The organism is Bradyrhizobium sp. PRIMUS42 (assembly GCF_023006515.1).
Lineage (GTDB): Bacteria > Pseudomonadota > Alphaproteobacteria > Rhizobiales > Xanthobacteraceae > Bradyrhizobium.
This window is the reverse complement of the sequence record NZ_JALBGZ010000236.1, coordinates 1-8523: the sequence shown is the minus strand read 5'-3', so window position 1 is coordinate 8523 and position 8523 is coordinate 1. Positions and strand designations below refer to the sequence as shown.

The window sequence follows — 8523 nt, the reverse complement described above, 5'->3', positions numbered from 1 at the left end:
AGCGCCCGCGTCAGCAGCAGGCGCACATTGGCGTCGCGGTGGATCTCGTCGCGGGTGATGATGTCGAAGGCGAGCGTCAACAGGCCGTCGCCGGCGAGGATCGCCGTCGCGTCATCGGTCTTCTTGTGCAGGGTCGGGCGGCCGCGGCGCAGGTCCGAATTGTCCATCGCCGGCAGATCGTCATGGATCAGCGAATAGCAGTGGATGCATTCGAGCGCGGCGCCCACGAGCAGGGCCGCTTCGTGCGGCACGCCGAACACCGCCGCGCTTTCGACCACCAGGAACGGCCGCAGGCGCTTGCCGCCGTTCAGGCTGGAATAGCGCATTGCGTCCATCAGTCGCTTGGGCCGGGCGATCTCATCGTGCAGGATGTCGTCCGACAGCAGGCGGCCGAGCAGGGCTTCGGTATCATCAGCGGTCTTGTCCAGACGTTTGGCGAAATCGGACGGGGACGTGCCGGTCATCAAGAAGGGCTCCAGAACTAAAATTCGGCCGGACAATCCTTTATGAGACCGCCTCAGTCAATCGTTTGGAAGGCCTAAAAAGTGCTGGAAAACGCCCGAATTATCACAGACTTAATGGCAGGATCCGTGGCTGCGTTTCATTTTGCGCCGGAAAGGTTGATTTGCGCATCGTCAAAATCCTTCTCCTGGTGCTCGTGGTCGCAGCTCTCGCGCCCTATGTGATCGCGCCGTTCTACCGCGCCGGCCATCCCGTTTCGACGCTGATGGCGTGGCGCTCGCTTCGCGGCGCGCCGATGCAGCGGGAATGGATCGATCTGGCGGCGATGTCGCCCTCGCTGCCGCGCTCGGTGGTGGCGGCCGAGGATGCGCATTTCTGCAAGCATCATGGGATCGATTGGGGCGCGCTGCGCGAGGCGATCGACGATGCGCAGGAGGACGGCACGCCGTTCCGGGGCGCTTCCACCATCACCCAGCAAGTCGCTAAAAACCTGTTCCTCTGGCAGGGCCGGGATTTCGTCCGCAAGGCGCTGGAATTTCCGCTGGCGCTCTGGATCGATTTGGTCCTGCCCAAGCCGCGGATCCTGGAGATTTACCTCAACATCGCCGAGCTCGGTCCACAGGGACAATTTGGCGTCGAGGCGGCCAGCGCTTATGCCTTCGGCAAGTCGGCCGCCAGCCTTTCCCCCCGGGAAGCCGCCCTTCTGGCCTCAATCCTGCCGAATCCGGTCAAACGCAGCGCCCGGACCCCCGGCCCGGGCGTCCGGCGGCTGGCCGGGACCTATGTGGCACGGGGGCAGGCGGGCTCGCTTGCGACCTGCTGGCGGGAAAATCGCTGATTTCGGGCCCAATCCGGGCGTATTTTCCGGCCCAAGAGCCTAGCTTTACGGCCAGCCTTCCTCTATAAGCCCGGCCTTGATCGGCATTTCGCTCGCCCCGTTTGGGTGCTGAGCCGTCCTGCGGACGATGCCCTGACAACACCAATCCCTAGAGGATATTGAAATGGCCGTTCCGAGAAGAAAAACCTCGCCGTCGCGCCGTGGCATGCGCCGCTCGGCAGACGCCATCAAGAAGCCGACCTATGTGGAAGACAAGGACTCCGGCGAGCTCCGTCGTCCGCACCATCTCGACCTCAAGACCGGCATGTACAAGGGCCGGCAGGTTCTGAAGAAGAAAGAGTCCTGAGTTAAGGACCTTTTCTTTGGGCAGGATGATTTTGCCTGCCTGATTTCGGCCCATCCATGAGATAGACAGTGACGGCGGCGGAGCAAATGCTTCGCCGCTGCATTGTTCTGTCCGGACATCTTGATCGAGAAGGCGTTTTGCCGATGGTCGGTTTCCCGCTGCTCCTGATTCCGCTCGCGGTGTACAACATCATCGCCTTCCTGATGCCGACCGTTTCATTTACGGACGTGCTGTTCAAGGTTCCGATGGTGTCCGGCGAGGTCTGGCCGGTCACGCTCGCCGATCTCCTGCTTGCGCTCGGCGTGGTGCTGCTGCTGCTCGAGGTGGTCAAGGGCGCGCGGCCCGGATCCAAATTCCTGATGGATCATCTGCTGTCGCTGATCGTGTTCGGCGCCGCCGCTGCCGAATTCGTGATGTGGCCCAAATTCGGCAACTCCACCTATTTCCTGTTGGTGCTGCTTGCGATGGCCGATTTCTTCGCTGGCATCGCCCAGCGCACGCGCCGCCGCGTCACCTATGTCGCCGAGACGACGGTGGCGGCGCCGCGCAAGGCCAAGCGCCAGGCCGAAGCGTCGGGCGAGGATGTGGCGTCCGAGCGCAAGTTCGAGCCGGTGATTGCGCCGCAGCCGGCGCCGATGGAGCCTCCCGCACCTTCGGCGCAATCTGTCGCCGAATCCGTGCTGATGGATCATCCTGCGCCCAAGCCCGTGCAGGGCGCGCCCTCGCCGGAAATTCCCTCGCCACATCTTCAGCCGGGCAATGGCACGCCGTCCTCGCCGGACACGCCGCCGCGCTGATCACGCCACCTGCCGTGTGCGTGCGCTGACGCTTTGCAGCGGGTGCTTGCTGCCATAGGCCATCTGTGCGTCTTCGGAAGAGGCACGGCGCAACCGGCTCGCCTGGGGCAGGTGCTCGGCATTGGCGATGAGCTGGGCGACGAAGCTCGGATCGGGGCGCGGCATTGGCGCCTTGTGAACCCACTGTAACGTCGGCATCAACGGCACCAGGGCCGTGCCGGCCCGCCGCTTTGCCTCTTCCATTCCATCCGCAGTCGCCATCGCAACACCGTTCATCAGGTTGAACTGGCGCGTTTTGGGACATTGGCGCCGGTGCATATGATGGTCTCGCAAGGCCTATGCCGCCCGAGCCTAATCGGTTCCTCGGTAGTTTGGGAACGTGGTTTCCAAATTGTTTATCAACTTTGCCTAGGGTCGAGGGCGAATTTGGCTCTATCCTGTGCCGGCTCAGGACTCCCCCCGCTGTCCCGAAACGAGGCGATTTTGACCCCCGCATTACCGCAAGCCTCCGACATTCTGGCCGCCCTCGGCCAGGCCGTGTTCGCCTGGGACATCGGCAGTGATGCGATGGTCTGGGGTGATCAGGTCGCCAGCGTCTTTCCCGGCATTCCCGCCGAGCGACTGGCGACCGGCGGCGAATTTGCCAAGCTGATCGAACCCGCGCCATCGGTGCGGACCGCCGCGCTGGCGCAAACCTATGCCGTGCATGATGCGGACGGCACGCCGTACCGGGTCGAGTACGGCGTCCGCATGAGCGCCGCCGATCCCGTGATCTGGATCGAGGAGACCGGCCGCTGGTTCCCCGGCCCCGACGGCCGCCCCACGCGCGCGATCGGCTCCGTCCGCATCAACAATGAGCGCCATGCCCGCGACGAGGAGCTGACGAAGCTGGCCCGGCTCGATCCGCTGACCGGCGAGCTCAACCGTTCGTACCTGATCGCGGCGCTGGCCGAAGCGATCGAGGAGACGACCCGCTTCCGCTCGACCGCGGCCTTCATGCTGGTTGGTATCGACCATCTCGCCCGCGTCAACGATGCCTTCGGCTTCGACGTTGCCGATGCCGTGATTCTCGACATCGCCAAGCGCATCCGCTCGCGCCTGCGCGGCGGCGACGTGCTCGGGCGCTTTTCCGGCAACAAGTTCGGCCTGATCCTGAAGAACTGCACCGTCGACGACATGAACGTCGCCGCCGAGCGCTTCCTCGCCGGCATCCGCGACGAGGTGGTGCCGACCAAGTCCGGTCCGGTCTCGGTCACCGCCTCGATCGGCGCGGTCAGCGTACCGCGCTATGCCCGCAACACCGATGAGGCCGTCAATCGTGCCCATGAGACGCTGGATGCTGCCAAGCGTCGCCGCGTCGGCTCGTTCGCGGCATGGCGTCCGGATGCCGCGCGCGACGCGCAACGCCGCGTCAACATCCGCGTCACCGACGAAATCGTCACCGCGCTGAACGAGCGCCGCATCAAGCTCGCCTACGAGCCGGTGGTGTCGGCCGCCTCGCGTGAGCGAGCGTTCCACGAATGCCTGGTGCGGATGGACCAGGGCGACGGCCAGGTGCTGCTCGCACCCGACATCGTGCCGGTCGCCGAACGGCTCGGCCTGATCCGCCTGGTCGATCATCGCGTGCTCGAGCTCGTGGTCGCCGAGCTCGCGGCGGCACCCGACATCTGCCTCAGTCTCAATATCTCGCCTGATACCACCATGGATCCGGACTGGTGGGCGGGAATCGAATCGCTGATGCAGGCGCATCCCGGCGTCGCCGAGCGGCTGATCGTGGAGATCACCGAGACGGTCGCGATCCAGGATATCGATGACGTCCGCGCCTTCGTTGGCCGCCTCAAGCATTTCGGCAGCCGTATCGCCATCGACGATTTCGGCGCCGGCTACACCTCGTTCCGAAACCTGCGCAAGCTCGGCGTTGATATCGTGAAGATCGATGGCGCGTTCGTGCAGAACATCACCCATTCCGCCGATGACCGCGCCTTCGTGCAGACCCTGATCGACCTCGCCCGCCGCCTCGACATCAAGACCGTCGCCGAATGGGTGCAGGACGAGGAAGCCGCAAACATGCTGCGCGACTGGGGCTGCGACTACATCCAGGGCCGGCTTATCGGGCTCGCCTCAGCCGAGCGGCCATGGGGCGCTTCAACGGATAGTGCACTGCCTGCGGCAAGCTGAGGTCCCGAGGGTGGGCAAAGCGAAGCGTGCCCACCATCGTGCGGTATCGTTGGAAAGATCGTGGGCACAGCGCAAGCGCGGCTTTGCCGACCTTACGATCTCCTCACGCCCCTTCATCTAGCGCCACCAGCTCGCGCTTCTTGCGCAGCGACGGCAGCAGCGGCGCGATCAGCAGCATCATTGCGAATGCGAGGCACACCGCCGAGATCGGCCGCTGCACGAAGGTCCAGAGATCGCCCTGCGACAGGATCAGCGACTTGCGCAGATTGTTCTCCATCATCGGTCCGAGCACGAAGGCCAGCACCAGCGGCGCCGGCTCGTAGCCCAGCTTGCGCATGAAATAGCCGATGATCCCGAAGGCGATCATCACATAGACGTCGAACACGTTGTTGCTGGAGCAGTAGACGCCAAGGATCGTGAACAGGATAATCAGGGGAAACAGGATGTTGTAGGGCAGCTTGAGCAGCTGTACCCACATGCCGATCATCGGCAGGTTCAGGACCAGCAGCATGACGTTGCCGATATACATGCTGGCGACGATGCCCCAGAACAGGCCGGGGTTCTGCGTGATCAGCAGCGGTCCCGGCTGCAGGCCGTGAATGACGAATGCACCGAGCAGCAGCGCCATCACCACATTCGGCGGAATGCCGAGCGTCATCAGCGGAATGAAGGCGCCTCCCGCCGCGGCGTTGTTCGCCGATTCCGGCCCCGCGACGCCTTCGATCGCGCCGTGGCCGAAACGCCCAGGCGTCTTCGACAGCCGCTTCTCCAGCGCGTAAGAGGCGAATGACGCCACCACCGCGCCGCCGCCCGGGAGGATGCCGAGGAAGAAGCCGAGGATGGTGCCGCGGCTGACCGGCCCTGCGCTCGCCTTCCAGTCCTCCTTGGTGGGCAGGAGATGGGTGATCTTGGTGTTGATGATGTCGCGCTTGATCGCCTGCTCGGTGTTGAGCAGCACCTCGGCAACGCCGAACAGGCCCATCACGACGGGCACGAGCCCAATGCCGTCGATCAGCTCCATGCGGCCGAAGGTCAGACGCGGCTGCGCCGTGATGCTGTCGAGCCCGATCAGTCCGAGCACGACGCCGATGCACGCCATCAGCAGCGCCTTCGGCATCGATCCCTGGGTCAGGAAGGTGAGCACCACGAGGCCGAGCACCATCAGGCTGAAATATTCGGCCGGGCCAAATGCGATGGCGACGCTGGCAAGCTTCGGCGCGACCAGCATCAAGGCGATCAGTGCAAACGTGCCGGCGATGAAGGAGCCGAAGGCGGAGATGCCGAGTGCAGGGCCCGCCCGGCCCTGCTTCGCCATCTGGTGGCCGTCGATGCAGGTGACGACGGAGGCCGCCTCGCCGGGGATGTTGACCAGGATCGAGGTGGTCGAGCCGCCATACATCGAGCCGTAATAGATGCCGGCCATCATGATGATGCCGGATTCCGGCGTCCCCGACAGCGTCACCGGCAGCAGCAGCGACATCGCCGAGATCGGTCCGATCCCCGGCAGCACGCCGACCAGCGTGCCGATGAAGACGCCGATGAAACAGTACAGCAGGTTGACCGGAAGCAGCGCGACGCCGAATCCATGCGCGACATTGACAAGCGTATCCATGCGATCAACCGATCCCGAACAGGCCCGAGGGCAACTGGATCAACAGCAGCCGCTTGAGCACCCACCACATGCCCATGGGCACCAGCACGGCAACCGGAATCGCCAGCGTCCAGCGGACGGGATCGATCAACCGCAACAGCAGCAGCATCAACGGGATCGACGCCAGCAGGAAACCGAGTGGCTCGAGTGCGATGGAGAATGCCACGAGACAGGCAATCACCAGGAGCGGCTTGCCCCAGCGCACATTTTCCCAGCGCGAGGCCAGCGTGGGCCCACCTTCGGTGATCGCCGAGACGATGATGGAGCCTGCGAACACGCACATCAGAACGCCCGTGTAGAACAGCACATAGCCGGAGCCGGGATCGTTGATGGTGCCGAGCTTGAGCTTCAGGCCGGACCAGATCACGAAGCCGCCGAGCGCAAGCCCGATCACACCGCCCCAGAGTTCGGAATTGCTGAGACGGAGTTTGACGTTGGTTTGATCGTTCATATGAAGCACCTCTCGGCCATCGTCACCCCGAGGTGGCCGCTTCTTGGCGGTCCTCGAAGGGCGGCGGTGCCCCGATCCATCCTTCGAGGCGGGCCGCAAGTGCAGCTCGCACCTCAGGATGACGTCAACATGTTTGGCGATACGACTCTACTCTTTCACTTCTTCGCCAGCCCGAGGCTGTCGATCACCTTGCGCTCGGACTCCGTGACTTCGACGACGAACTTCTTGTAGTCCTCGGTGTTCTTGTAGTTCGGCACCATGTCGTATTTGGCGAGCGTTGCCACGACGGCCGGGTCCTCGACTGCCTTCTTGAAGGCATCGTGCAGCTTCGCGACGATCTTCGGATCCAGGCCTTTCGGGCCGGCGATGCCGAACGGGGAGTCATAGACCATGGGATAACCGAGCTCTTTCAGCGTCGGCGCGTCGGGATAGTTCGGCGAGCGTGAGCCGGTCCACACCATCAACAGCCGCAGCTTGCCGGCATCGACCAGCGGTCGCCATCCCGTGGAGTCTGCCTGAAGCATCGTGTGTTGTCCCAGCACCGCAGCGTTGGTCTCCGCGCCGCCCTTGAAGGGGACTTGCGTCAGCTTGATGCCGGACATCCCGGCGATCTGCTCCATGCCGATATGCAGCGAGGTGCCGGCGCCCGGCGTGGCGTAGGTCACCTTGCCGGGGTTCGCCTTCGCGAACTCCACCACGTCCTTCCAGCTCTTGAACTGCGACTCTGCGCTGGTGGTCACACCGAAGGTGTAGCCGGTGAGGTGGATGATGTAGGTAAAGTCCTTTGCAGGATCCCACGACACTTCCTGCATCAAGGGCAGACGGAAGACAGTGATCGGAATCTGAGAAATGGTGTAGCCGTCCGGCTTCGCCGCCGCTGCCATGGTCGCCGGTCCCACCGTGCCGCCGCCGCCGGCCTTGTTGTCGATCACGATCGGCTGCCCCAGCACCTTCGCGGCGCTGTCGGCGATGGCGCGCATCGAGATATCGGTCGATCCGCCGGCCGGCCATGGCACGATCAGCGTGATCGGCTTGCTGGGATAGTCCTGCGCACCGGCGGCAGTCGGGAGCAATGCGCCCATGACAGCGTGCATCGCGGCAAATGCGATCGTCTTCAGCCCGTATCGCGACATCGAAATCCCTCCCTCGCGGCAGTCTCCTAGGACCGCCGTTTTCGTTCTTGTGGGGCGATTGTTCCCGAAATCACGGGAGAAGAAAAGCGCCATTGCGCGTCTGCAGGGCGGGGGGGCGAGAAGCCAATCCGCGGGAAACGATGCGTGCGACAATTCGTCGTTTGAAAGCGTGCCGAGATACGGAATTTAGGGGAGTCGAAGCGCGCTACGCCACGCGCCGGACCCTGTTCAGCGTCTCGATGGTGCGGCCGACCTCCGATGCGGGGCACGGCTTGCCGAAGTAATAGCCTTGGACGGCGGTGCAGCCGCATTCGCGGACGAAGTCGAGTTGCTCCTCGGTCTCCACACCCTCCGCCGTCGTCTCGACGCCGAGCACGGAACCGAGGCTTGCGATGGTGCGGACGATGGCCACGCTCTCCGGGCTTTCGCCGAGCGTGCCGACGAAGGAGCGGTCGATCTTGATGCGGTCGAACGGAAATTTACGCAGATAGCTCAGCGAGGAATAGCCGACGCCGAAATCGTCGAGGCTGACGCGTACTCCCAGCGCTCGGAGCTGGTGCAGGATTTCGATCGTTGCCTCGCTGTCATCGAGCAGCGCCGTCTCGGTGACCTCGAGCTCGAGCCGCTGCGGCGGCAGGCCGGCCTCCGCCAGCGCGCTCGCGACCAT

The 8523-nt window shown here is 64.0% G+C and carries 10 protein-coding genes; 4 read left to right on the top strand and 6 right to left on the bottom strand.

Annotated features, from left to right (window positions below; all coding sequences use genetic code 11):
* On the bottom strand, positions 1-464 hold a 464-nt coding region (locus MOV75_RS18615), incomplete at its 3' end, for a polyprenyl synthetase family protein (protein WP_247006344.1).
* Positions 465-625: 161 nt separating this feature from the next.
* Here MOV75_RS18615 and mtgA point away from each other — a divergent pair.
* From mtgA to MOV75_RS18600, 3 genes are all read left to right on the top strand, one after another.
* Complete coding sequence (gene mtgA / locus MOV75_RS18610; protein ID WP_246924018.1) at positions 626-1300, top strand: monofunctional biosynthetic peptidoglycan transglycosylase; 675 nt, start codon at positions 626-628, stop codon at positions 1298-1300.
* 163 nt (positions 1301-1463) lie between these two features.
* Entirely contained in the window at positions 1464-1646 is a 183-nt protein-coding gene (gene rpmF, locus MOV75_RS18605) for a 50S ribosomal protein L32 (RefSeq protein WP_007598106.1), read from the top strand.
* A gap of 143 nt (positions 1647-1789) precedes the next feature.
* The gene (locus MOV75_RS18600; protein ID WP_246924021.1) at positions 1790-2443 is read left to right on the top strand and encodes a hypothetical protein; all 654 of its coding nucleotides are present in this window, start codon (positions 1790-1792) and stop codon (positions 2441-2443) included.
* Here the strand turns inward: MOV75_RS18600 and MOV75_RS18595 are convergent, their stop codons facing one another.
* Complete coding sequence (locus MOV75_RS18595; protein WP_246924049.1) at positions 2444-2704, bottom strand: hypothetical protein; 261 nt, start codon at positions 2702-2704, stop codon at positions 2444-2446.
* Between the two features lie 222 nt (positions 2705-2926).
* On the opposite strand from MOV75_RS18595, the gene MOV75_RS18590 reads away from it, so the two are divergent.
* On the top strand, positions 2927-4621 hold the full coding sequence (locus MOV75_RS18590; RefSeq protein WP_247006341.1) for a bifunctional diguanylate cyclase/phosphodiesterase: 1695 nt from the start codon (positions 2927-2929) through the stop codon (positions 4619-4621).
* A gap of 103 nt (positions 4622-4724) precedes the next feature.
* Here the strand turns inward: MOV75_RS18590 and MOV75_RS18585 are convergent, their stop codons facing one another.
* The 4 genes from MOV75_RS18585 to MOV75_RS18570 form a co-directional block, all read right to left on the bottom strand.
* Positions 4725-6233 carry a tripartite tricarboxylate transporter permease gene (locus tag MOV75_RS18585; protein WP_246924027.1) on the bottom strand — a complete coding sequence of 503 codons (1509 nt, stop codon included), beginning with the start codon at positions 6231-6233 and terminating at the stop codon, positions 4725-4727.
* 4 nt (positions 6234-6237) lie between these two features.
* Positions 6238-6723, bottom strand: a complete 486-nt coding sequence (locus MOV75_RS18580; protein ID WP_246924030.1) for a tripartite tricarboxylate transporter TctB family protein — start codon at positions 6721-6723, stop codon at positions 6238-6240.
* Positions 6724-6878: 155 nt separating this feature from the next.
* Positions 6879-7856 carry a tripartite tricarboxylate transporter substrate binding protein gene (locus MOV75_RS18575; RefSeq protein WP_246924033.1) on the bottom strand — a complete coding sequence of 326 codons (978 nt, stop codon included), beginning with the start codon at positions 7854-7856 and terminating at the stop codon, positions 6879-6881.
* A gap of 205 nt (positions 7857-8061) precedes the next feature.
* Positions 8062-8523, bottom strand: a 462-nt coding sequence (locus MOV75_RS18570; protein WP_247006340.1) for an EAL domain-containing protein, incomplete at its 5' end; no start/stop codon positions are given.

Coding starts and splice junctions, on each gene's coding strand:
- MOV75_RS18600 (WP_246924021.1), top strand. CDS start 1,790: ATGGTCGGTTTCCCGCTGCTCCTGATTCCGCTCGCGGTGTACAACATC.
- MOV75_RS18585 (WP_246924027.1), bottom strand. CDS start 6,233: ATGGATACGCTTGTCAATGTCGCGCATGGATTCGGCGTCGCGCTGCTT.
- MOV75_RS18580 (WP_246924030.1), bottom strand. CDS start 6,723: ATGAACGATCAAACCAACGTCAAACTCCGTCTCAGCAATTCCGAACTC.
- MOV75_RS18595 (WP_246924049.1), bottom strand. CDS start 2,704: ATGGCGACTGCGGATGGAATGGAAGAGGCAAAGCGGCGGGCCGGCACG.
- rpmF (WP_007598106.1), top strand. CDS start 1,464: ATGGCCGTTCCGAGAAGAAAAACCTCGCCGTCGCGCCGTGGCATGCGC.
- MOV75_RS18575 (WP_246924033.1), bottom strand. CDS start 7,856: ATGTCGCGATACGGGCTGAAGACGATCGCATTTGCCGCGATGCACGCT.